This is a genomic window from Asticcacaulis sp., from assembly GCA_024707255.1.
Classification (GTDB): Bacteria; Pseudomonadota; Alphaproteobacteria; order Caulobacterales; family Caulobacteraceae; genus Asticcacaulis.
Window position 1 is genome coordinate 12,339 of sequence record JANQAC010000001.1, and the last position, 23,498, is coordinate 35,836.

Below are 23,498 nucleotides of genomic sequence, written 5' to 3' on the forward strand. Positions count from 1 at the left end.
CACCTTGGCGGCGTTAGTTCGTGTAATGCCGCTCGCCGTTGTCATCCACCCAGTATTTATTGCCACGGCCATCACTGTAGACTTCACGTTTCTTGCCCTGCTCGACCACATAGCCGATGACAGCGCCGGCGACAGCGCCAACCACCGCGCCCTTTACAGCGTCATTGCCGGTGGCGGCCCCTACCGCCGCACCGCCCACGCCGCCGATAAGCGCGCCGCTGCCCACACCGTCCGTTGCACACCCGCTCAGCAAAACAGCGGAGGACAGGCCCAATACAGCGATTTTCGTAAATGCGATTTTCATGGCGTTTCCTTTTCGTCAGAAAGCGAACGGAGCGCACTGAGCGCCCGTTGGTCACATCGACAGTACTCGACCGGCGCTATTTTTTTGATCGGGGAAAGGCCGCCGGATTGTAAATATGAGGCAATGGCCTGCGGCAGGAAAGCCGCCGGGTTGATATTCTAACCAGACATCGCCGCCTGATATTGGTTCAATTTATCCTGCACAAATTTGTAACCAGGCTTAATGGCCAAGGCTTTTTTCATGTCCTCTATGGCATCGGCCTTATCCCCCTGCTCCCAACGAGCCAGGCCGCGATTGACATAGCCGCCACTTAGCTCTGGTTGCAGTTCTATCGCCTTTGTGGCGTCCAAAATCGCCCTGGCATAGTCATGCTGCCTGTAATATATGCCAGAGCGGTTGATGTAAGCAACGACGAAGGCGGGGGAAATCTCGATAGCTTTCGAATAATCCGCCAGGGCCAGGTCATACTTGCCCAAAGCCACATAGGCCCCACCGCGATCATTAAGGATTTCCACGGCGCCGGGTTTCAGCGTCAGCGCTCTTGAATAGTCCGCAATAGCAAGTTCATCTTTGCCGTTGCCGGAATAGTGGCACCCCCGTGAATAAAGGTATGCGTAATTTTCCGGAGCGAGGTCTATCGCCCTGGAAAAATCCGCCAGGGCCAGCCCTGGCTGATTTTTTTGGTCATACGCCAATCCCCGCCTGACATAGGGGTCCGCAGATTCCGGCCGCAGTTCTATCACCTTGCTGAACTGTTCGATCGCCTGATCGTATTGTGCCTTGGCTGCATAGGCCATGCCCAAATTATAATGCGCAGGCGCCCTGTCCGGAGCCAGGCTTATGGACTTGCTGGCATCGGTAATGGTGAGATCGTATTTGCCCAGGTAAAAATAGGCATTGGCGCGACCGGTGTAACAGGATGCGTCATCAGGTTTCAGAGACAGGCATTGATTGTAATCGGCCACAGCCGTCTCGTGTTCGCCCTTCATATCATACGCTATTGCCCGATTGTAATAGGCGGAAGAATAGTCCGGTCTCAGTTTTATCGCCGCCGTGAAATCGGCAATTGCCAGATCGTGCGCCCCCTTTTCGTCATAAGCTGCCCCACGACTGTTATAGGCCGTGGCATTGCCGGGATCGAGTTGGATCGCGGCAGTATAGTCGGCAAGGGCATGCTCGTAATCGCCCTTTTTCTCGAAGGAAGCACCGCGGTTACTGAAATTCTCAGCACTGACGCCATTCAACGAAATAGCCTGCGTGTAGTCATTTATGGCGTTGTCAAAATCGCCCTGACCGGCATAGGCGGCGCCACGGTTGCCATAGGCGTCGACGTCCTGCGGATGTAATATGATCACCCGCGAATAGTCGGCTATGGCCAGATCGAAGGCCTGACGGCCATAATAGAGAATGCCGCGATTGAACAGGGCATCGTCATCATCTGGATCGAGGTCTATGGCCTTGCTGTAATCAGCGATGGCCTGGTCGACATGCCCTAAATCGTCGTTCGCATAGCCTCTGTAATAATAGGCTTTGGCCAGGGCCACCCGGCTCTGACCGGCCTGATCGATCAGGCCGGTACAGGCATTGACAGCCAGGGCTGCATCGTCGCCTTGGCACAGGCGCCAGTCGTCCGCCGGATTGGCCATCCCCGTATGCGGGAAAACCAGAGCCAGCAAGGCCAGAAACCCTATTCCCCTCTTCAACACAACCTATTCCTTCTATAATTGAAGCAAAATTATACCAGAAGAAGCACTGCCCACTAGCCCACATTTTAGACTTGGACGCATTAGCAATTGGAATGACAGAATATCAATTACCTCAATCCTGCACGCTCATCCCTTGCTCAAAATCTATCCCCGCTCCCTTTTCCCGGTGCATCATATCCGGATGTCTTTGGATGACCACACAGCACAGCAACACCTAAGCCCGGAAGAGCGGCGCGGGCTTTTGCGCGCCTTTGCTGACCGGATGCTGCTCAAAGTTTCCGCCATGGACGATCCCCAAGACCTGCCGGGCGTCGAGAAGGCCATGCGCGTGGCCGCCGTGATCGAACGTGTCTACAGCCGTTGCGACCGCGCCGAGCGCCAGATACGTGACAAAACACCCGATCCAAACAAGCTCGAAGCCGAACGCGCCATCCATGAGACCGCCGCCATCAAGGCCCGCGTTTCGCTCGCCAATACGCTGAAATGGGGCGATGAGCGCCGCCCCGACCTGGGCCAATGGTGGGAAGCCGCCCAAAACATCACAAATCCTGCGACGCAAGCCCATGCTCCGGCGGCCCAGACCGCAACCGCTTCTGACCCTGAGGTCATCTATACTGACCTGACCGACGACATCGAAGCCGCCCGCGCCGAACTGGTCCTGAAAAAACGCGCCGAAGCGTATTCGGCGCAAATCCCCATTCCTCCCGCTGCGTGGGCCGCCGCCTCGATCTGGTTAAAATGACACCAACTGCCCTCTCCCCTCGCTGAGGGGAGAGGGGGGGAGAACAGTTTGACGAATTTCGACAACAAGACATCGTGGCATAACGCCTGACCGCACTTGCCGTGCAGCGGTTTAAAGCGCATGAAGCCGTATGCTCGATACCCTGATCCGCGTCCTCGTTTTCTTCGCCTTTATCGGCCTCGGCGCCCTGTTGGTGAAGCTGAAACGCCTGAACGCGCAAGGGCTCGATGGTCTTTCCGCCTATTTCTACTGGCTGGCCTTTCCGTGCTGGCTGGTGGTCAGTTTCGCCAAATTGCCGCCCTTCCATCCGGCCCTGACCCTGCCGCTTGTGGCCTATATCTCCGCCATGATCGCCACGGCCGTCATGGTCATCGCCACTGCGCGCCTGTTGAAAGCGAAGCCTGACGAGTCGATCGCCGCGGGTATGGCCGGCTTCATCAACAATTCGGCCTTCTTAGGCATTCCCATCGCCATCAGCCTGTTCGGTCCGGCCGTCTCGCAGACCGGGCCGCTGGTGGTGGCCGCCGATTTCCTGATCCTGTTCAGCCTCGGTTGCGCCGGCCTCGCCAAGGCATCCGGCCACACGGTGAAGATGGCGCTCATCAATACCGCCCGCAACCCGACCGTCATCGGCGCGCTGATCGGCGTGCTCTGCATGGTCGCCGGCTTTCATTTCCCGCCCGCCATCGAAAATGCGCTCGATATGCTGGGCCATTCCGGACCGCCCGTCGCCCTGGTGGCGCTCGGCGGGATGCTGGGCATGATGCCGGCCTCAAACCTGATCCGGCCCGATGCCGCCAGCGCCGCCGCGATTATCGGCAAAATCCTGCTGGCCCCGGCGCTGGTCGCCCTTGTCCTGACGCTGCTGCATGTCGATCCGCTGACCTTCCGCGTCTTCGTCTTTCTCTCGGCCACCCCCACCGCGGTCAGCGTCTTCATCCAGTCGAAGATGTATGGCCTGTGGTTCGAAGGGGCCGCGCGTTCGGTGGCGCAATCCACCCTGATCAGCCTGTTCACGCTGTCGGCGCTGGCCCTGCTCTTGACGGCAAGCTGAAAGGCGCTATAAGCGCCTCATCCTTCAGGGGAGTAACCGCTTCGCCAATCCAGGCGAAGGTTATCGTCAACACACTTGCCGGGCATCGGCATGGCGATAGCGGTCCAATCGGACAAGGTGAGACCTGCGGTGTCGTGCGTCGCCTTTGATCGGGCGCCGCTGCATGGCGCCGTATGTCTTGAACCTTGCGCCCGATCAGAACTGAAGCCTTTAAGTGTCCCTCCCCCTTGACGCCTTCCTTCATTCCACCCTGCTTGTCGCTGTCTCCGAAATCGGCGACAAGACGCAGATCCTGTCGCTGATCCTGGCGGCGCGTTATCGCAAATCCATCCCCATCGTCTTCGGCATACTGGTGGCGACGCTCGCCAACCACGCCCTGGCGGCCTTCGGCGGCACCCTGCTCACGCATACGGCGCTGAAAGCCTGGATGCCGCTGATCCTGGCCCTCTCCTTCATCGGCCTCGGCCTGTGGATTCTGGTGCCCGACAAGGTGGATGACGAAGACGGCGCGGTGAAAAAAGACTACGGCGCCTTCGTCACCACCACGATCATGTTCTTCCTGGCCGAGATGGGCGACAAGACCCAGTTCGCCACCATCGCCCTGGCCGCCGAGTACAACAACATCCTGATGGTCGTCGCCGGCTCTACGTTCGGCATGATGATCGCAAATGTCCCCGCCGTCATCTTTGGTGATAAGATCATGAAATACGTGCCGCTGAAATGGGTGCGGATCGTCGCCAGCCTGCTGTTTGTCGGCTTCGGCGCCTGGGCGCTCTGGCAGTATGTCACTTCGGTGATGTAGCCGTGCCAGCCAGTATGCCGCCGTCGATGTTAAATTCCGAACCGGTGATATAGGTCGCCTCGTCGGAAGCCAGCAGGATCGCCACGGCGGCCACCTCGTCCGGCCGGCCGAAGCGATGCAGCGGCATATTGGCCAGCAACTGCTTTTCGTCGTCCGCGCTGTCGATCATGGCGTCCCACATTGGCGTGCGGATCGAGGCCGGATAGAGCGAATTACAGCGGATGCCCAGGTTCTGATCGGCGCAATAAAGCGCCACCGTCTTGCTGTGGTTGCGGATCGCCGCCTTGCTGGCGGCATAGGCGGCGGTCTTCGGCACCCCCACCAGGCCGGAGCGGCTCGACATATTGATGATCGAGCCGCCCCGGCCCGTGGCGCGCATGGCCTGGATGGCGTGTTTGCAGCCCAGGAAGACGCTGTCGAGATTGATGCGCATCACCTGATGCCAGTCATCGAGGCTGGTATGTTCCGGGTCATGCGGACGGCCGCTTTCGGTGCCGGTAATGCCGGCATTATTGACCAGCACGTCGAGCCCGCCATGCTCCGCCACGATGGCCGCCATCACCGCCGCCCACTGCGCCTCGTCGGTGGCATCATGGCGCATGAAACGCGCGTTCGGACCCAATGCCGCTGCCCGCGCCGCGCCGGTTTCGGCATTGATATCGCTGACGATGACGCGCGCGCCTTCCGCCACAAAGGCCTCGGCGATGGCCGCGCCGATGCCGCTGGCTGCGCCGGTGATAAGGGCGGTCTTGCCCAACAGTCTGTTCATAAGAAAATACCCTGTCCGTTTCCAGACAGGGTATGCAATTTTCCGGTGGCTGCCTATGGCTTAAATCAGCGCCTTGACCGCCGCCAGGCCCTCATCGGCCCTGGAATCGTCCGGCGCGCCGCCCTGGGCGAAGTCCGGCTTGCCGCCAGCGCCCTGGCCGCCCATGGCAATCACTGCCGCTTTGGCCAGTTCGGCGGCATTGTACTTCGCCGTCAGATCGGGCGTCACCGCCACGGTCACGGCCGCCTTGCCGTCCAGCTTGCCGACCAGGGCCACGATGCCGCTGCCGACCGACTTCTTGAAATCCTCGGCCAGAGGACGCAGATCCTTGCCGCCGACGCCTTCCAGCACACGGGCAATGACCCCGGTGCCGTTGATCTCTTCCGGCCCGGACGCCGCACCGCCGCCGACCGCAAGCGCGCGCTTGACTTCGGAAAGTTCCTTTTCCAGGCGCTTGCGCTCTGCGATCAGGGCCTCGACGCGCGCTTCGACCTGCGCCACCGGCACCTTGAACTGATCCGCCAGAGATTGCGCCACACCGGCCTGCCCCAGCAGGTACTGGCGCGCCGCCTCACCGGTAAAAGCTTCGATGCGGCGGATGCCGGCAGCGACACCGCCTTCGGAAATAATCTTGAACAGGGCGATATCACCGGTGCGCGACACGTGCGTGCCGCCGCACAGTTCGACCGAATAATCCCCCTCGCCTTCCAGCGCATGGCCGAGCGCCAGAACGCGCACTTCCTCGCCGTACTTCTCACCGAACAGCGCAACGGCGCCGGCTTCGATCGCCTTTTCCGGCGACATCAGCTTGGTGGAGGCAGCCTGGTTTTGCAGGATCACGGCATTGACCTCGGCCTCGATGCGCGCGATCTCGTCGTCGGTCAGCGGCGCGCCGTGGCTGAAGTCGAAACGCATCCGGTCGGCATCGACCAGTTGCCCCTTCTGCGCCACATGCGGCCCAAGCACATGCTTGAGCGCGGCGTGCAGCAGGTGCGCTGCCGAGTGGTTTGAGCGCGTGGTATGGCGCTTTTCGGCATCGACCTTCAGTTCCACCTTGTCGCCGGGTTTCAGCGTGCCTTCGGTGATCTCCAGTTGATGGACAATCAGGTCGCCGGCCTGGCGGTAGGTGTCCCTGATGACGCCCGCACCATGCAGCAGTTCGACCGTACCTGTATCGCCGGCCTGCCCGCCGCCTTCCGGATAGAAGGGGGTCTTCTCGAAGACGACCTCGACCGTGTCACCGGCCAGGGCCTCGCTGACCTGCTGGCCATCCAGCAGCAGCGCCTGCACATGGGCCTGCGCTTCCAGGTGTTCGTAACCAACAAATTCGGAGGCACCGATGGCTTCCTTGATAGTAAACCATTCAGCCGACTGGGCCTTTTCGCCCGAACCCGTCCAGTTTTCGCGGCCGCGCGCCTTCTGGGCTTCCATGGCGTGCTCGAAGCCGTCGAGATTGACGCTCAGACCCTTGGCGCGGACGGCGTCCTGGGTCAGGTCGAGCGGAAAGCCATAGGTATCATAGAGCTTGAAAGCTGTTTCACCGCTCAGCATGTCGCCTTCTTTCAGGTCGCGCGTCGCTTCATCGAGCAGGGTCATGCCGCGGCCAAGCGTGCGGCGGAAGCGTTCTTCCTCCTGGCGCAGGGTCTCGACGATCGTGGCCTCGGCGCGCTTCAGTTCGCCGAAGTGGCTGCCCATTTCCGATACCAGGGTCGGCGCCAGCTTGTGCAACAACGGTTCCTGCGCGCCCAGCAGATAGGCATGGCGCATGGCGCGGCGCATGATGCGGCGCAGGACATAACCGCGGCCTTCATTCGACGGCGTCACGCCATCGGCGATCAGGAAGGACGACGAGCGTAGATGGTCGGCGATGACGCGATGCGACGGCAGGCTGTCGCCCTCGGCCTTGACGCCGGTGGCCGATTCCGAGGCACGGATCAGAGTCTGGAACAGGTCGATGTCGTAATTGTTATGGACGCCCTGAAGCACGGCGGCGACCCTTTCCAGGCCCATGCCGGTATCGATCGACGGCTTGGGCAGGCTGACGCGCGTGCCATCGGCCGACTGGTCGAACTGCATAAAGACTAGGTTCCAGATCTCGACGAACCGGTCGCCATCCTCTTCCGGCGTGCCCGGAGGGCCGCCCCAGATATGATCACCATGATCGTAGAAGATTTCGGTACAGGGACCGCACGGACCGGTATCGCCCATCGACCAGAAATTATCCGAGCCGGCGATGCGGGCGATTTTCGATTCTGGGAGGCCGGCGATCTTCTTCCACAGGTCGAAGGCTTCATCGTCATCGATATAGACGGTCGCCATGAGGCGGTTTTTGTCGATGCCATAGTCCTCGGTGATCAGCTTCCAGGCAAATTCGATCGCCTCGGCCTTGAAATAGTTGCCGAAGGAGAAATTCCCCAGCATTTCGAAGAAGGTATGATGGCGCGCCGTATAGCCGACATTATCGAGATCATTGTGCTTGCCGCCGGCGCGCACGCATTTCTGCGAGGTGGTGGCGCGGTTATAGGGCCGCGTTTCCGCACCGGTGAAGACATTCTTGAACTGCACCATGCCGGCATTGGTGAACATCAGGGTCGGATCGTTATGCGGCACGAGCGACGAGGACGACACGACCTCGTGGCCCTGCCTGGCAAAGTAATCGAGGAAGGTCTGACGTATCTGGTTTAAGGACGGCATGAGTGTCTTCGGTTCTTGAAATAAAGATCGCTATATAGAGGGGCTTACTCACAAGCGCAAAGACCTTTGCGCAGGCAGGACTATCTTTTTGTTAGGGCCGCCGGTGTGCAACAAAAAAGACGCCCCTTGCGAGGGCGCCTTTCTCTGACCGGGCCGGCGGACCGGCGGTTTGGAACCGGCCCAACCTGATCATATTTAGCTCAAGCGCCGCATGGCTCGCCGCATTAGCGGCGGCGGGCAGTCGCCCTTGCCAGATTACTAACGTAATCTGGAACTACAAAGATTCATCACCGTCATTGGCATCCGGTTCCGGCGCGCCCAGCATCTCCTCGGAGATGGCGGCCGTTTTCTTGCGGATGCCGTTTTCGATTTCCTTCGCCATGTCCGGATTGGCCTTCAGGAAATCTCGGGCATTGTCACGGCCCTGACCGATGCGGGTCGAGTTATAGGAATACCAGGAGCCTGACTTCTCGACGATACCGCCCTTGACGCCGAGGTCGATAATCTCACCGATCTTGGAAATGCCTTCGCCGAACAGGATATCGAACTCGACCTCGCGGAACGGCGGCGCAATCTTGTTCTTGACCACCTTGACCTTGACGCTGTTGCCGATGTTCTCATCGCGCACCTTGATGGCGCCGGTGCGGCGGATATCGAGGCGGACCGAGGCGTAGAACTTCAGGGCATTGCCGCCGGTCGTCGTTTCCGGCGAACCGTACATGACACCGATCTTCATGCGGATCTGGTTGATGAAGATGACGATGCACTTCGACTTGGAGATAGAGCCGGTCAGCTTGCGCAGAGCCTGCGACATCAGACGGGCCTGCAGGCCCGGCAGGCTGTCGCCCATGTCGCCTTCGATTTCGGCGCGCGGCGTCAGCGCCGCTACCGAGTCGACAACCACGATATCGACGGCGCCGGAACGGACCAGGGTATCGGTGATTTCAAGCGCCTGCTCACCATTATCCGGCTGCGAGACCAAAAGGTCATCGAGATTGACGCCGAGCTTGTGAGCATAGGTCGGATCGAGTGCGTGTTCGGCATCGACAAACGCCGCGGTGCCGCCCAGCTTCTGGATTTCGGCCACGGTGTGCAGGGCCAGGGTCGTCTTGCCCGACGATTCCGGCCCGTAGATTTCGATGACGCGACCCTTGGGCAGGCCGCCGATACCCAGCGCCATATCCAGGCCCAGAGAGCCGGTGGAGACGGATTCGATTTCCTGAACCTTGCCATTCGAGCCCAGTTTCATCACCGAACCCTTGCCGAATGCGCGGTCAATCTGCGCCAGCGCCGCTTCCAGGGCGCGCTGCTTTTCACCTTCGTTCTTGCCTACCAATTTCAATACCGCCTGAGATGACATAACCAAACCCTCCTATGTCACGATTCCCCGCCCGCGGGGCCTGTTTTCGTCGTCGTGAGGATTAACACGTACCCCATTTGTTCCAAGTTCGCAATATGTTCCAATCGCATTTTGGAACATTTTTAGAACATGCAATGGATTCAACAGTCTAGCCGTACTGCAGACTGAGCACCACGGCTGTAGTGGCAATCACCAGCAGCGACATCAGCGCGCCTACCCGCGAATAGTCACTGAACCGGTAACCGCCCGGCCCCATGATCAGCAGGTTGTTCTGGTGGCCGATTGGGGTGAGGAAATCGCATGACGTGCCCACCAGGACCGCCAGCAGCATGGCGTCAGGCTGGACATGCAGCAGTTGCGCCAACTGGATCGCCAGCGGCCCCATGATTACCGCCGTCGCCACATTATTGAGCAGGATGGTCAGGCACAGGGTGAGCGCGCACATGGCGGCGATGGCCAGAGGCAGCGGAAAGCCGGTCATGACGCCCCCCACGGTTTTAGCGATGAAATCGGCCGCGCCGGAGGTCTCGAAACTGCCGCCCACCGGGATCATCGCCGCCAACAGCACCAAGATCGACCAGTCGATCGAGCTGTAGACCTCTTCCTTCGGAATCAGCCGCAGGGCCGCGATCAGCGCCGCTGCCCCAAGGAAACTCAATGACGGCGGCACATCGGTGAAAATCACCAGCAGGATCGCCGCCGCGAAGATCGCCACGGTCTGGATCGCCGTGCGCAGGTTGACGGGTATGGAATCGCGCCGGTCGAGTTCGATCAGCCGCTCATTGGCGGCGAAACGGGCGATATCATCCGGCGGACCGCTGATGAACAACTGGTCGCCGCTCTGGATCGGCACCACCGAAAGCGCGCACCGCAGGGTGGCGGCGCGCGGCCCCGCCGCCACCACTTCCAGGCCGCCATTGCTGTGCGATTTTACCGCGTCATGCGTCTCGCCGATCAGGGGCGAATTATGCGGCACCATCAGGCGCGCCGTGACATGCCCCGGCTCCGCCGTCTCCTTGCCGCGCAGGAAATCGATCGTTTCCCTTATCTCCGCCGGCAAAGACCGCGAGATCAGCAGCAGGCGGTCGCCCGACTGCACGCGGTTGTTCTTCGGCCATTTGATTGTCTTGTTACGCCTCAGAAGCCCCAGTATGCGCGTCCGGGTCTGGCGCAACTGCCGGGAAATATCCTCGCGGACCAGCACCTTGCGCGCATCGAGCGGCAGTTCCAGCACGCGCCAGGGTGAATCGGCCGTCATCTCATTGCCCTTGCGGTGCGGCAGCAGGCGCCAGCCCAGCAGGATCAGATAGGTCAGCCCCACCACGCAGACCGCCAGCCCCACCGGCGTCATGGTAAAGAACCCGAACGGCGCCCCCAGCGCCTTTTCGCGGAAAGACGACAGGATCATATTGGGCGGCGTGGCAATCAGGGTCGTCATGCCGCCGATCATGGTGGCGAAGGAAAGCGGCATCAGCACCATCCCCACCTGCTTCTTGCTCTGCCGCGCCAGTTCGGTGGCCAGCGGCATCATGATGACCAGGGCGGCGATATGATTCATGAAGGCGGACAGGAAACAGGCCCCGATCAGCAGCATGGTCAGACGCGCCGTGAAGCCGGCCTTTTCCGGGATGACCGAGCGCGCCACCCAGCCGGCCACACCAGTCAGTTCCAGCGCCCGCCCTACCACCAGAACCGCCGCCACGGTGATGACCGCCGGATCGGCAAAGCCCTTCAGGGCATCGCCAAACTTCACCAGGCCCGTGGCCAGGCAGGCAAACAGCGCCGACAGGGCAATCAGGTCGTGGCGCACCTTGTCGCTGATGAAAAGCGCCAGCGCGCCGATGAGAATAATGCCGCAGAGCAGCGGCGGAGACACATAGTCGGTCAGCAATGGAGGCCCCGGAAATGGCCGCGCCCGCCATCGGGCCGCGGTAAAACGGACAGCCATTAGCCGCCGCCGGGCGCTAAATTTTCAATGTGGAGCTGCATTCTGTTTATAGAGCGGCGGGTCAGCCGGCGGACACATATCAATAGCAGACGCACCGGGCCGGGTCAGGCGCACGCAATCGCCTTCAAGCCCCTGCCAGGCCGTGCTGCCGAAATTGGCGACCAGCACCCGGCCATCGGCGTAGCTGGCCTGCTGGACCAGGCGATCCGGCGTCAGCCACTGAAATCCGGTCAGGGCCAAGGGAGGCTCCACGCCATGCGCCTGGCCGAAATCAGCCTCGGCTGCCTTCAGCCAGGGGGCAATGCGCGCCAGTTCGCGGCGGTCGAGGTTCCACATGGTCGGCGTGCCGTAGAGCAAGGACCGGGCAAAGCGGTTCCGCTCCTCGCCGGCGATCTTCATCAAGCCGAACTCCCAGCGGTCGGCCGATACCACCAGAATCGTGGAAAACCGCCTCGAACAAAGGCAGGCGGTCCGAAGCACCAAACAGCGCGCGCGCCTCATCTGGCGTCGGCGTCACGGGCCTGAAAAACATCGGCGGGCGTTCCGGCGGCCAGTAACCGCCGAAATCCGGGTTCTTGTGCATCGGCCAGATAGCGGCGGAGTGGGCCTGCGCCGTGCCGTGCGAATAGTGGGTCACGCCCGCAGCCCAGGCGGTGACGCTTTCCGACCCCAGCACCAGTTTATACTGGTTGATCGCCAGGCCCAGGCGCTTGAGGCGATTGGCGCGGTCCTGCGCCCTGGTCATCGGGTGATCGGGGCTGTGATCCTCGAAGAAGTCGCCGAAAGCATCGACATCGATAAAGACGTGGCTTACGCCATCCTTGATATGTCCGGCATAGCGCTGGCCGGGAATAAACGGCCCCGGATAGCGAGCAATCGCCTCGGTCGACATATAGCAGCCGCGATTGGCGAAGCCCGTTTTCGGCTTGCCATCGGCCTCGATGACGCAGCCCTTCGGATAGAGATCACCCGGCCAGATCGCCACCGGCGTGTCGGCCGTGGCTGCCGGCTGGCCGTTATCGAAGGACTCATATGGCCCGGCCAGATAGCCCATCGCCGCCGCCTTTTTCAGATAGTCGGGGGTGACCACGAATTTGCCGGTCCGTTCGTCCTGATCGTAGGCCAGCAGGATGCGGTCGATGCCCAAGGCTTTCAGGTCATCGAGAAAGGCCAGATCACGGCCATCGCCCCAGACATAGGCGTGCGGCGCCCCGAACAGACGCGGCAGATCGGGCACCGCCTTGTCGGCAAAGGATTTGAACTGACCGCGGCCCTTCAGCATCTCCCGGTAGAACAGCGCCGGCGCCAGCGGCTCCGGCGGCCGGATGGCCAACAGCAGCTCGATCTTTTCCGCGCCGGGGCCGAACGCATGTTTCAGTCGCCCTTGCAAGCCGTCCTGGTCATGCAGACACAGTTTCGATTGCAGCCCGTCGGCCAGGGCGTAGGTCACGGCACGGCTTTCGGTCAGGTAGCTCCAGGCCGGGAACGACAATGCCGTCGTGCCGCCCATGCAGTGCTCTTTGCTGTAGGCCGCCTTCCAGAATGGATCATCGACCGTGAAGGCCATCCCCTCCCCGTCCGGCACCAGCCAGGTGCCGCCCGCTGCCGGCGGCAGGTTCCAGACCATGTCTTCGCCCGCCTTGCCGCTTATGGTGAGCCGCAACGCGCCGCCTTCGGTGTCAAGCACTAGATCGTGGCCCGCGCTGTCAGTCCAGTGATGGCTCGTTGCGCCGTCATCGGTGACGTTTATGTCCTGCGCGGGATAGAGCGGCGGCATGACCGTCACCGCCGTGCCGTCCGGCAGTTGCGCCTCGATGCTCAGGGTGCGTGGATCGACATTATAAACCGTGTCATCGATCTTCATGACAAGAGGCGACGCGGCCGCGGACCCGGCGATGACAACACCCAGCCAAAGCGTCAGACCCGATAAAGCGCCCCTGATCATATATGCCCCCTGTAAGATATGCCCGACGCTAGCAGGCCCGCCCGCGCCCGGCAATTAACGTATCGGTGAGCCGCTATTGACAAAACATACTGCATCACACATACTGTGTAATATACAGTGTACAACACATACTATGCGAGACGCAGGCTATATGGACGGTGAAAGCGATCTTTTCGAGAGTTTGCGCGCGGAGTTGCGGCGCGGATCGCTCAGCCTGGCGGTCCTCGCCCGGCTCAGGGTGGAGCGTTACGGCTACACCCTGCGCCAGGCCCTGGCCGAGGACGGGCTGGATATGGAGGAAAGCACCCTCTATCCGCTGCTGCGCCGGCTGGAGGCGCAGGGGCTGCTGGTCAGCGAATGGCGCGAGGAAGAGAAACGTAAAAAGCGGTTCTACGTTCTCTCTCCTGCGGGAGAGATCATGCTGGAACGGCTGATCGGAGAATGGCGGGCCATCAGCGCCTCGCTGGAAAAGATAACGGGTAAAGCGGTTTAAAGGGGTTCAAAATGGACATGCTGGAAGACTATCTGCGGGCCGTATCGCGGCTTCTGCCAAGGGCCAAACGCGAGGACATCATCGCCGAACTGCGCGACGAGATCCTGACGCGCATCGAGGCGAAGGAGAGCGAACTCGGCCGCACGCTCAAGCCTGACGAGACGGAGCAGGTGCTGCGCGATTTCGGCCACCCGATCGTCGTCGCAGCGCGCTACCGTGACGGCCCGCAATACAGCGTCGGCCCCGCCCTCTATCCGTTCTGGATCTTCGCCGTGCGCCTGGCCGTGATCATCGAGATCGTCATCTCCGCCATTGTCTTCTTCGGCCGCATCGTGGGTGGCGCCAATCCCGCCCAGGCGTTCGGCACCGCCCTCGGCTCGGGCCTCACCGGCGTCATGACCCTGATCGGCTTCGCTACGGTCGCCGCCTGGATCATCGAGCGCAAGGGCATCACCATCGACTACTTCAACACCTGGCGGGTGCGCGACTTGCGCTTCCTCGATTTTCCGGTGTGGAACTGGGGCGATGTCAGCGAGTCATTCGATAAATGGCAAAGCGGCGCGCCCTATCGTGGGGGCTCGCGTGACTACGCCTATCACGGATGGACCCTGCGGCAGTCCTCGGTCGGACGCGGCGTCGGCGCCATCGTGGCGGGCGTGGTCTTTATCCTGTGGTGGGTGGGCATTCTGAGCTTTGGCCTGCGCCCGATTCCGGTCGATTATGCCAGCCTGCATGTCGATCCCGGCCGATTGGCTCAGGTCGACTGGCCGGCGCTCAAGGCCGCGCTCTACTGGCCCGTCCTCGGCCTGGCTGACCGCCACCGTCCTGTTCGGCGCCGCCGTCCTGACCTGGCCCCGCGGCGTCCGCCTGCGCGGCGTGATCGACATGGTCATCGGCCTGTCCGTCATGGGCCCGGCCGGCTGGGTCTGGACCGCCTCCCCGATCACCGATGCCGTCCGCGTCGATGACGTGCCGCACCTTTTTCAGCGTATCCAGGTCTTCCTCGCCAATCCGATTCCCATCCCGCTGGAACTGGGCGTGACGGTCTTCCTGATCCTGTTCGCCTTCGGCGGCGCCTGCCGGGCACTGGGCGGCCTGTGGGAACTCCTCACCGGCGCCCCGCGCTATCCGGGGATGCACCCTAAGCCGCCTTCATCGCCGGGCGGTGCAGGCGGACACAGTTCCGGCCGCCGGCCTTGGCGGCATAGAGCGCGATATCAGCCAGGGCAACCATCTGCGACAGCTCTTTTTCCGGCACATTCGACCAGTGAATGCCGAAACTGGCGGTAATCCGGCCGCCTTCACCGAAGTCGAATGTCTCGATACATTCGCGGATCTTTTCCGAAACCCGCTGTGCGCCGCGCCGGTCGATACCCGCACAGACCACCACAAACTCTTCCCCGCCCCAGCGCGCCACCAGATCGACCGCGCGCACATTGCGGCTGATCACCCCGGCAATCTGGGCCAGCACCCGGTCGCCATACGCGTGGCCAAAGCGGTCGTTCAGCGCCTTGAAGTGGTCTATATCGATCAGGATGACGGTCATCGCCGCCTCACGCCGCGCCCGGCGCAATTCCTCAAAGCGTTCGGTGACACCCCGGCGGTTCAGCACCTTCGTCAGGTGATCGTGGCGCGCCGCCTCCTGCGCCTCACGCAAGGCCAGGGCATCCAGGGTCCGGCGCTCGCGCAAGGCCCGCCGCAGATTACTGAGCCGGTAGCCGAGATAGGCGACGATCATCAGGATCCACAGGCCGAGCAACAGCGAATACCACTGCGCGTCGCTCATGATCGCAGTCCTGATCTCAATGCCCTTTATCCGGAAGGCGTGCGGCCCCAGCGGTGCCTCGGAACCGGTTTCGATGATGATCGAGGTGATATTATCGAACTGCGGCCGGCCATACTGCGGGGCCAGTTTGTATTTGCGCAGCCACCAGTCGGCCACGCCGAAATCATCGGGCACGAAGCTGGTCCGCTGCCATTTTCCGGGCGTGGTGTCGGCCTCCACGCGCAGATATTTCGGCGTGTCGTCATCGGTGGCGCGGCTGTAATGCGGGTCGAAATTCTTGAGATGCACCCGGAATGAGGTCGCGTGGCCCTCGTACATCAGGGTGATGGCGAGGGTGCGCATATTGGTCAGGTTCAGGCCGTGCGTGCCACGATTGCGATCGACAAACAGTTCATAGCCGCAATAGGGATACGGGTTGCCGGCACGCAGGTCGCAATCCCAGGCCAGCGGCCCGGTGCCCTGCACCACCGTCTTGCCGCCGGAATCGGCATCGGAAAAGACCAGATGACTGTTTGAGGCGGTACTGGCCGGTGTAAAGTGCGTGGTGCGCAGGAGTATCTGGTCCTGCCAGATGACGGCCCCGGCGGTGAGCAGCAACAGCCCCAGCAGTGCCAGTTCAAACCTGACATTCGCCAGCAGGCGCGCGGTTCGGCCGGCACGCTCCGCGAAATCCTTAGGCAAGCCCTTGATACGCAAGGCCATTCACTACCTCAAACCACAGGTTTCCATTTTCCCTGTGGATATCTTACACGCCAACCCTAAGCGGACCGTGAAGGTTTAGCGTTAACGCGGTTATCTTAAATCATCGCATCCATTATTATTTTCTTTTTATTTCGTTTTATATCATTTTATAACTTGTAGTATTTTTATAGCCAATTAACCTGGGAACAAAGCACCCGTCTTTCGTCCGGGTGCAGACATGGGAGATATCAATGACTGTGTTTGCCTTTTCCCGCATTCTGGCGCTTTCGGCCTTCGTGACTTTCGCCCTGACCGCTTGCGGCACCAGCACGCAGGCATCCCCGGCAGAACCGCCGCCTGCGCCAGACTCCGCGGTTCAGGCGGTCTTTGCCACGACAGACTCCGACTTTCCCAATCCCGAACGCGGCTTCTACCATGCGTCGGCTACCGGCCTGGAGGCGCTCGACGCCGCTGAAATGACGCAAGCCTACGCCGATGGCTATCGGCTGATCTATGTCCGGATCAATCTGGATGACTACCTTGATGCCGACCTGCCGCCCGCCTTTCTGCAGCGGCTTGAGGCCGGCTTCGCCGTCGCCCGCTCATCCGGCGTCAAGCTGATCGTCCGCGCCACCTATAATTATCCGCAGGGCGAGACCGAATATCACGATGCCAAGGACGCCTCCCTGGCGCGGGTGAAAAGCCAGCTTGCGCAGCTCAAGCCGCTCCTCAATCGCAATGCCGACGTCATCGCCTTCATGCAGGCCGGCTTCATCGGCGCCTGGGGCGAGTGGCACACCTCGTCAAACAACCTCACAACGCCCGAAAACCGCACCGCGATCAAAGACGCCCTGCTCGATGCCGTGCCGCCGACGCGCTTCATCCAGTTCCGCTATCCGCCCTATATCCGCGACTGGTATCCAAACCCGCCGGGCGTGACCGCGGCGATAAAAGACAATTTCCGCATCGGTTTTCATAACGACTGCTTCCTGGCCAGCCAGACGGATGTCGGCACCTATTCGGAAGACCCGGCCACCCGCGCCGGCGAGCAGCAGTTCACCGACGCGCTGGGCGATGCCGGCCCCTTCGGCGGCGAGACCTGCAATCCGGCCGATGACCCTGGTGCTATCCCCCGCACCGCCTGCGCCGATATCCTGGCCGAAGGCGCGCGCTACAATCTCACCTACCTGAATGATGGCTATTATCGCCGCCTGTTCCATGACAACTGGACAAAAGGCGGCTGCATGACCGAGGTTCGCAGCCATATGGGCTACCGCCTGGCCCTCGTCAGCGTGGCTCATGCGAAAACCGCCGCACGCGGCAGTGATTTGTTGATTTCAATCGTGATACGTAACAGCGGCTGGGCACGGCTCTATAACGCCCGGCCGGTCGAGATCATTCTGCGCGATCCGGTCTCCGGAGACCTTCGGCGTCTGGAAGCAAACGGCGCCGATCCGCGCCGCTGGCTGCCGGGCGCGGATACGACTGAGACCCTTAAAATCAGCCTGCCGGCGGATTTACCCGCGGGCACGCGCGAGGTCTGGCTGGCCCTGCCCGATGCCGACAGCCGGATTCAGGCCGATCCGCGCTTTGCTATCCGCCTGGCCAATGCCGATAACGCGGCGAAAGGCCAGACATGGGACGCGGACCTGGGCGCCTTCGCGCTCGGCACCACGTTAGATATAAGGTAGGCCCTGCCCTTAAAGCCAAACTTGCCAATCCCCTTGTTCACGATTAGCCTCGGCACTGTACTTTGCGAAAGCGCACTGTCACAAAAGGGGGAAACATAATGTCATTTACCATCGCCAATGTCTTCGGCGGCACCTTTTCCAGCATCCGGAAAGGATTCATTCCGCTGCTCATTGTCACCCTGCTGCTCTATCTGGGACCAAACCTGCTTGTCACCCTGGGCCTGCGCTTTGGAATGGGCGTTAACCTGGGCACGCTCGCGGCCTTTCAGGGCAAGGCCCTGGCTGTAACCATAGCGGCCTCGCTCGTGATGTATTTTCTGGTTTTCGTCCATATCAGCACGGTGACCGAGATCACCGTCCTGACCGCCACGGACCAGCCCGTTAATCTGGGCACGATTTTGAAACATGGTGTCGTCAATGCTATCCCCATCTTCGTGATCTATCTGCTGTGCGGTATCGGCTGGATGATCGGCAGTCTGTTCCTGCTCGTTCCCGGCTTTATTTTCGGCACCATCTTCTCGCTTGTCATACCCATCTATGTCGCGGAAAGGTCGGGTATATTCAAAGCGTTCGGTCGCTCACGCGCGCTGACCAAGGGGCGCCGCTGGGGTGTTTTCGGCTTCTGGTGCCTGATCGTGGTCATTTTCTACATCCTGATGCTGGCCATCGAAATGCCCATCATCATGCCGATCATGCGCCAGGCCATGCAGGCCCAGACCACCGGACAGACGCCCACGGATTTCATGCCGCCCGGGTCGATGCTGGTCCTGCTCACCATTGCCGGCAGCCTGGCCAGCGTCATCTTCCTGATGATCAATGCCACGGTCTATAACTGCCTGCGCTTCGAGAAGGAGCGCTATACCGGCCTGAACGTGGAAAAGATCTTCGAGTAGAACTTTTAAGCGGCGGAACCCACCGGTTCCGCCGCTACACAACTATCCCTTAGGTGATGATCTAAAATCGTGTGCGGGCCGGTGCGGCCGACTTTCCCTCGGATCACACCACTATTTTTTGACACTGCCCACCTTTGATGATAGCGCTGTCATTGAATAACCGTGCCGAATTTGTCTAAATCAAACAATCGCCCGGTAAAACCCCTTCGGACTTGTCCTCAGCAATGCGTACAGATAGATATTCGGCAATAGTCAGGGGGCGGCACGCAAAGTGTTAGACAAGTCGGCCAGGCGCAGTGTACGGGCCTCCAGTTCGGGGCGCGCAACACTGGACGATATTGCCGCGAAACTCGGCGTATCAAGCATTACCGTGTCGCGGGCGTTTCGCAATCCGGGCAAGGTCGCGGACGAATTGCGCGAACGGATAATTAAGGTGGCCGATGAGCTTGGCTATGTCCGCAACAGAGCCGCGAGTACCCTGGCCTCCGCCCGGTCCATGAATATCGCGGTCATCATCCCCTCCTTAGGCAACGCCGTCTTCGTCGACATACTGAACGGTATCGACAAAATCCTCCGGCCGCGCGGATACCAGATGCTCCTGGGCGTCAGCCATTATTCATCGGAAGAGGAAGATGCGCTCGTCCGCGCCTATCTGGCCTTCGATCCCGACGGCATTATATTGCCAAGCCTGAACTATCGGGAATCGACGCGGCACCTGCTTGAAAAGACCGGCGTGCCGGTCGTGCATCTCATGGAATTGTCCGACCAGCCTGACGTTCATTGCGTTGGCTTTTCGCAGGAAGCCGCCGGCAAGGCGATGACACAACACCTTCTGGCAAAGGGCTACAAACGCATCGCTTTTGTCGCTTCCCAGCTTGATTCGCGTACTCTGGCGCGCGGCCGCGGATACCGCGACGCCCTTGTGGAAACCGGGCTGTATGACCCGAAGCGCGAGCTTATGGTGCCGGATCCGTCCTCGATCGCCCTGGGCGGCCGCTTGCTTCAGCGCCTTCTGCAACAGGCCCCCGACACCGACGCGATCTTTTTCTGTAATGACGACCTGGCGCAGGGCGCGCTTTTTGAATGTGCGCGGCAACAGATTCCCGTGCCGTCGCAACTGGCCGTCGCCGGCTTCAATGACCTTTCTGCCTCGGCTTCGACCGTGCCTTCGCTGACCACAATCGCCACGCCGCGATTCGATATCGGCGTCCAGGGCGCAAACATGCTCTTGTCCCTTATCGAACATCAAAGGGTAAACCGTTCGAGCATCGATCTGGGTTTTGAACTGAAGCCTCGGGAAAGTGCCTGAAAACCGGCTTGCACCCGTGATAAAATTTGACCGCAGCGGGATCAACTCAGACATTTTTTAAAAATCGGATTTGACTCCGGCGAAATTTCACGCATAGTGACGTTCGCATGACAGCGTTACCATCTGATAGCGCTATCATGTAATAAAATATGACACAGGAAATGCCCTTGCCTGCCCGGAAACGGTCGGGCTTTTACAAAACCAAACAATGTTAGCGCTGTCATTATGCTTATAAAGCATAAGGCAGATAACGCAATGCTATGCGATAAAAAGCGGCATGAAAATGCCCGCGCACAATGTTAGCGCTGTCATAATGCACCACATTGTTTTCAAACAGGATTGGGAAAGAATATGCACAACTCGAAGCGAAACATCTTGATCGGATCAGGGTCGCTGCTGGCGTTCTGCGCCTTTGCGGGCGCCGTTCTGGCGGCCGAGCCCGCGCCGCAGCAAACGGACAAGTCCGATGACACCACTGTCGTTGTCGTCACCGCCTCGCGCATCACATCACGCGGCTTCAAGGCCCCTACCCCGACAACCTCCATCAGCACGACGGACATCGCCAACATGGCGCAGCCGAACGTGTTCACCACGATCACGCAATTGCCTTCCCTGCAAGGCTCCAGCGGCGTGGCCACCAATACGTTCAGCACATCGAGCGGCCAGCAGGGCCTCAGCTCCTTCGCCCTGCGCGGCCTGGGCGTCAGCCGCACCCTGACCCTGCTCGACGGCCAGCGCGTCGTCCCTTCCAATATCGGCACCGGCGCCCCTGACATCAGCCTGTTCCCGCAACTGCTGCTCAAGCGCGTGGACGTGGTCAATGGCGGCGCCTCCGCTTCCTGGGGGTCCGATGCCGTCGGCGGCGTCGTCAATTTCATCACCGACAAAAAATTCGAGGGCTTCAAGGCCAATGTCGAAATGGGTGAAACGACCTATGGCGATGACAAGCAGGGGCTGGTCCAGATGGCCTTCGGCAAGTCCTTCCTGGAAGGTAAGCTGCACACCGAGTTCGCCGTTGAATACCACAAGGAAGACGGCATCGAAGCCGGCGACTTTGGCGAGAATGCCGCCAACGGCCGTGACTGGTATCGCAGTTCAACCCTGGTCAATACCGGCATCACCAATAACGGCTCACCGCAGTACGTGAACGTCGATCACGCTCAATCCACCACCTATTCGAAATATGGTTTGATCACCTCCGGCCCGCTGCAGGGCATTGCCTTCGATCAGAACGGTAATCCGTATAACTTCGCCTATGGCTCGAACGGCGTACCGCAAAAGGATGCAGCCGGCACGGTCGCGGGCTGCTATATCGGCTTCTGCGTTGGCGGCGACACCTCAGCCAATGTCGGCGTCGGGGCCAGCCTGCAATCGGCCATCACCCGGTCGAACTTCTATAATCGCACCTCGTTCGATCTGAACGAGGACAACGAAATCTACTTCACCATCAACCTGGCCAAGGTCGATACGCACAACCAGCCGAACCCCGGCTTTACCGAACCGGGCCTGACTATCCAGTGCTCGAACCCTTACGTGCCTGACACGATTGTCACCCAGTGCGGCCTGAATGGTATTACCAGCTTCAAATTGGGCACGGTTACGCCCTTCCTGCCCAGCATCCGCGTCAATACCGAGCGCAAGCAGGAACGGTTTGTTGTCGGCGCCGACGGCAAGTTCGAGCTGTTTGGCAGCAACTGGAACTACGACGCCTATTACGAGCACGGCAAGCAGAACTCGGATATCTTTGTCCATAACCTCCTGCTGAAGGGCCGCTTTACCGCCGCGATCGATGCGGTAGAAGAGAATGGCGTCATAGTCTGCCGTGATCCGGTGGCCCGCGCCAATGGCTGCCAGCCGATCAATGTTATCGGCAACCAGACCCCGAGCGCCTCGGCGATCGCCTATCTGCAACCGGCCGTCGGCGCCTACCAGAATACGATCCAGACCCAGGACGTAACGGCCGTCAGCATTTCGGGCGAGCCTTTCTCACTGTGGGCCGGCCCGGTTTCGATGGCGACCGGTGCGGAATATCGCCGCGAATGGTACAGCGCCGTGGCCGATCCCTATGGCAACGGCACGACCACGCCTTATAATGCCGACTATCCGGCCGATCCGCTGCTCAGCACGGGCGGCGGCAATTTCTACGCCGGCAACTACCGCAACGGCACAGGCAGCTTCAACGTTATCGAAGCCTTCCTGGAATTTAACGTGCCGCTGCTTAATTCCGACGCGACCGGCCAGCTCAACATGAACGTCGCCGGCCGTGCCGAAAAATACAGCACGGCGGGCAATGCCGAAGCCTGGAAGGTCGGCTTTACCTGGGATACCCCCTCAGCGGCCTGCGCTTCCGCACCGTCCGGTCCCAGGACGTGCGGGCGCCGAACCTGAACGACCTGTTCGGCCCAACCACCTCGACCAATATGCCGAACTTCACCAATCCGTTCACCAACACCACTTTGACCATTTCGCAGAACCAGGGCTCGAACCCAGGCCTCAAGCCGGAAATCGCGCAAAACTTCACCTTCGGGGCGGTTCTGTCGAACCCCGACTGGCTGCCTGGTTTCAGCGCGTCGATCGACTATTACGACATCAAGCTGGAAGACGCGATTGCCTCCGGTCCCAACGCCACCCAGCTCGTACAGTACTGCTTTGACGGCTCCGTGCCGGCGGCCTGTAACGCCTTCGATCTGACCGGCGCCAACCCGTATGTCAATGTCGGCAGCATCAACGCCGCCTCGATCAAGACGAGCGGTGTCGATTATGAACTGAGCTATCAGATGCCGCGCCCGCTCGGTCTGCAGGGCAACCTGATCTTGCGCGGCCTGGCGACCAATGTGCATAACTTTACCACGGTACCGGGCCTGCCGGGCACCATTCCTTCGGAATCCGCCGGACAGAACTCCGGTGCGACGCCTGACTGGAAAGCGCTGTTCGTCCAGACCTATTCGACGCCGACCTACAGCCTGACCCTGCAGGAACGCTGGTTCAGCAACGGCGTGATCGGTACGCAATATGTGGTTTGCAGCACGGGATGCCCGGTTTCGACCTCCAACAACCCGACCCTGGACAACAACACCATGAAGGGCGCGACCTATGTCGATCTGGCCGGTTCCTACAACATCAACAAGAATGTCGTGGCCTACTTCAAGATCGACAACCTGTTCAATGTCGATCCGGAGCCATCGCCCCAGACCAATACGGGCCTCGATGTAAACCCTGCGCTCTATGATACGCTCGGCCGCTTCTACCACGCAGGCCTGCGGTTCAACTTCTAAAACCATCCACCGGATATCCGCTGCCTGGCGGCAGATATCCGGTGCT

18 protein-coding genes, 1 pseudogene and 1 riboswitch are annotated in these 23,498 nt (G+C 60.6%); of the genes and pseudogenes, 10 read left to right on the forward strand and 9 right to left on the reverse strand.

The annotated features are described in order from the left end of the window. Positions 1–13 precede the first annotated feature (13 nt). Both NVV72_00080 and NVV72_00085 read right to left on the reverse strand, forming a co-directional pair. Complete coding sequence (locus NVV72_00080) at positions 14–304, reverse strand: glycine zipper domain-containing protein (protein MCR6657798.1); 291 nt, start codon at positions 302–304, stop codon at positions 14–16. Positions 305–462: 158 nt separating this feature from the next. Continuing rightward, entirely contained in the window at positions 463–2,010 is a 1,548-nt protein-coding gene (locus NVV72_00085) for a tetratricopeptide repeat protein (protein ID MCR6657799.1), read from the reverse strand. Positions 2,011–2,293: 283 nt separating this feature from the next. On the opposite strand from NVV72_00085, the gene NVV72_00090 reads away from it, so the two are divergent. The 3 genes from NVV72_00090 to NVV72_00100 all read left to right on the forward strand — a co-directional run bounded on the left by NVV72_00090 (position 2,294) and on the right by NVV72_00100 (position 4,608). Further along, complete coding sequence (locus NVV72_00090; protein ID MCR6657800.1) at positions 2,294–2,752, forward strand: hypothetical protein; 459 nt, start codon at positions 2,294–2,296, stop codon at positions 2,750–2,752. A gap of 130 nt (positions 2,753–2,882) precedes the next feature. Further along, positions 2,883–3,806 carry an AEC family transporter gene (locus tag NVV72_00095; GenBank protein ID MCR6657801.1) on the forward strand — a complete coding sequence of 308 codons (924 nt, stop codon included), beginning with the start codon at positions 2,883–2,885 and terminating at the stop codon, positions 3,804–3,806. 21 nt (positions 3,807–3,827) lie between these two features. Then, a riboswitch (yybP-ykoY riboswitch) is annotated at positions 3,828–3,957 on the forward strand. 63 nt (positions 3,958–4,020) lie between these two features. After that, positions 4,021–4,608 (forward strand): TMEM165/GDT1 family protein, encoded by a 588-nt coding sequence (locus NVV72_00100; protein ID MCR6657802.1) that lies wholly within the window; start codon positions 4,021–4,023, stop codon positions 4,606–4,608. Here the strand turns inward: NVV72_00100 and NVV72_00105 are convergent. The 6 genes and pseudogenes from NVV72_00105 to NVV72_00130 form a co-directional block, all read right to left on the reverse strand. Then, complete coding sequence (locus tag NVV72_00105; GenBank protein MCR6657803.1) at positions 4,592–5,377, reverse strand: glucose 1-dehydrogenase; 786 nt, start codon at positions 5,375–5,377, stop codon at positions 4,592–4,594. The genes NVV72_00100 and NVV72_00105 overlap by 17 nt on opposite strands. A gap of 60 nt (positions 5,378–5,437) precedes the next feature. After that, positions 5,438–8,071: an alanine--tRNA ligase gene (alaS, locus tag NVV72_00110; protein ID MCR6657804.1), complete on the reverse strand. Its 2,634-nt coding sequence runs from the start codon at positions 8,069–8,071 to the stop codon at positions 5,438–5,440. A gap of 274 nt (positions 8,072–8,345) precedes the next feature. After that, positions 8,346–9,431 carry a recombinase RecA gene (gene recA / locus NVV72_00115; GenBank protein ID MCR6657805.1) on the reverse strand — a complete coding sequence of 362 codons (1,086 nt, stop codon included), beginning with the start codon at positions 9,429–9,431 and terminating at the stop codon, positions 8,346–8,348. 148 nt (positions 9,432–9,579) lie between these two features. Next, positions 9,580–11,322 carry an SLC13 family permease gene (locus NVV72_00120; GenBank protein ID MCR6657806.1) on the reverse strand — a complete coding sequence of 581 codons (1,743 nt, stop codon included), beginning with the start codon at positions 11,320–11,322 and terminating at the stop codon, positions 9,580–9,582. Between the two features lie 81 nt (positions 11,323–11,403). Beyond that, on the reverse strand, positions 11,404–11,778 hold the full coding sequence (locus tag NVV72_00125; protein MCR6657807.1) for a glycoside hydrolase: 375 nt from the start codon (positions 11,776–11,778) through the stop codon (positions 11,404–11,406). 46 nt (positions 11,779–11,824) lie between these two features. Beyond that, positions 11,825–12,661 (reverse strand): annotated as a pseudogene (locus tag NVV72_00130) (glycoside hydrolase). An 814-nt stretch (positions 12,662–13,475) separates the two neighbouring features. Here NVV72_00130 and NVV72_00135 point away from each other — a divergent pair. Next, the gene (locus NVV72_00135) at positions 13,476–13,817 is read left to right on the forward strand and encodes a helix-turn-helix transcriptional regulator (protein ID MCR6657808.1); all 342 of its coding nucleotides are present in this window, start codon (positions 13,476–13,478) and stop codon (positions 13,815–13,817) included. A gap of 11 nt (positions 13,818–13,828) precedes the next feature. Further along, positions 13,829–14,785 (forward strand): hypothetical protein, encoded by a 957-nt coding sequence (locus NVV72_00140; GenBank protein ID MCR6657809.1) that lies wholly within the window; start codon positions 13,829–13,831, stop codon positions 14,783–14,785. Between the two features lie 173 nt (positions 14,786–14,958). On the opposite strand, the gene NVV72_00145 is transcribed toward NVV72_00140, so the two are convergent. Then, positions 14,959–16,305: a GGDEF domain-containing protein gene (locus NVV72_00145; GenBank protein ID MCR6657810.1), complete on the reverse strand. Its 1,347-nt coding sequence runs from the start codon at positions 16,303–16,305 to the stop codon at positions 14,959–14,961. A gap of 230 nt (positions 16,306–16,535) precedes the next feature. On the opposite strand from NVV72_00145, the gene NVV72_00150 reads away from it, so the two are divergent. From NVV72_00150 to NVV72_00170, 5 genes are all read left to right on the forward strand, one after another. Beyond that, on the forward strand, positions 16,536–17,975 hold the full coding sequence (locus NVV72_00150) for a DUF4832 domain-containing protein (protein MCR6657811.1): 1,440 nt from the start codon (positions 16,536–16,538) through the stop codon (positions 17,973–17,975). Between the two features lie 98 nt (positions 17,976–18,073). Continuing rightward, positions 18,074–18,868 (forward strand): hypothetical protein, encoded by a 795-nt coding sequence (locus tag NVV72_00155; protein MCR6657812.1) that lies wholly within the window; start codon positions 18,074–18,076, stop codon positions 18,866–18,868. Between the two features lie 271 nt (positions 18,869–19,139). Continuing rightward, on the forward strand, positions 19,140–20,177 hold the full coding sequence (locus NVV72_00160) for a LacI family DNA-binding transcriptional regulator (GenBank protein MCR6657813.1): 1,038 nt from the start codon (positions 19,140–19,142) through the stop codon (positions 20,175–20,177). Between the two features lie 375 nt (positions 20,178–20,552). Next, entirely contained in the window at positions 20,553–22,565 is a 2,013-nt protein-coding gene (locus NVV72_00165) for a TonB-dependent receptor plug domain-containing protein (protein ID MCR6657814.1), read from the forward strand. Beyond that, the gene (locus tag NVV72_00170; protein MCR6657815.1) at positions 22,547–23,452 is read left to right on the forward strand and encodes a TonB-dependent receptor; all 906 of its coding nucleotides are present in this window, start codon (positions 22,547–22,549) and stop codon (positions 23,450–23,452) included. Before NVV72_00165 ends, NVV72_00170 begins: the two co-directional genes overlap by 19 nt. Positions 23,453–23,498 lie beyond the last annotated feature (46 nt).

Bases quoted from the DNA above. Each gene is read 5' to 3' on its own strand.
- NVV72_00080 (MCR6657798.1), bottom strand. From the start codon at position 304: ATGAAAATCGCATTTACGAAAATCGCTGTATTGGGCCTGTCCTCCGCT.
- NVV72_00090 (MCR6657800.1), top strand. From the start codon at position 2,294: ATGGACGATCCCCAAGACCTGCCGGGCGTCGAGAAGGCCATGCGCGTG.
- NVV72_00095 (MCR6657801.1), top strand. From the start codon at position 2,883: ATGCTCGATACCCTGATCCGCGTCCTCGTTTTCTTCGCCTTTATCGGC.
- NVV72_00105 (MCR6657803.1), bottom strand. From the start codon at position 5,377: ATGAACAGACTGTTGGGCAAGACCGCCCTTATCACCGGCGCAGCCAGC.
- alaS (MCR6657804.1), bottom strand. From the start codon at position 8,071: ATGCCGTCCTTAAACCAGATACGTCAGACCTTCCTCGATTACTTTGCC.
- recA (MCR6657805.1), bottom strand. From the start codon at position 9,431: ATGTCATCTCAGGCGGTATTGAAATTGGTAGGCAAGAACGAAGGTGAA.
- NVV72_00125 (MCR6657807.1), bottom strand. From the start codon at position 11,778: ATGAAGATCGCCGGCGAGGAGCGGAACCGCTTTGCCCGGTCCTTGCTC.
- NVV72_00135 (MCR6657808.1), top strand. From the start codon at position 13,476: ATGGACGGTGAAAGCGATCTTTTCGAGAGTTTGCGCGCGGAGTTGCGG.
- NVV72_00140 (MCR6657809.1), top strand. From the start codon at position 13,829: ATGGACATGCTGGAAGACTATCTGCGGGCCGTATCGCGGCTTCTGCCA.
- NVV72_00145 (MCR6657810.1), bottom strand. From the start codon at position 16,305: ATGGCCTTGCGTATCAAGGGCTTGCCTAAGGATTTCGCGGAGCGTGCC.
- NVV72_00150 (MCR6657811.1), top strand. From the start codon at position 16,536: ATGACTGTGTTTGCCTTTTCCCGCATTCTGGCGCTTTCGGCCTTCGTG.
- NVV72_00155 (MCR6657812.1), top strand. From the start codon at position 18,074: ATGTCATTTACCATCGCCAATGTCTTCGGCGGCACCTTTTCCAGCATC.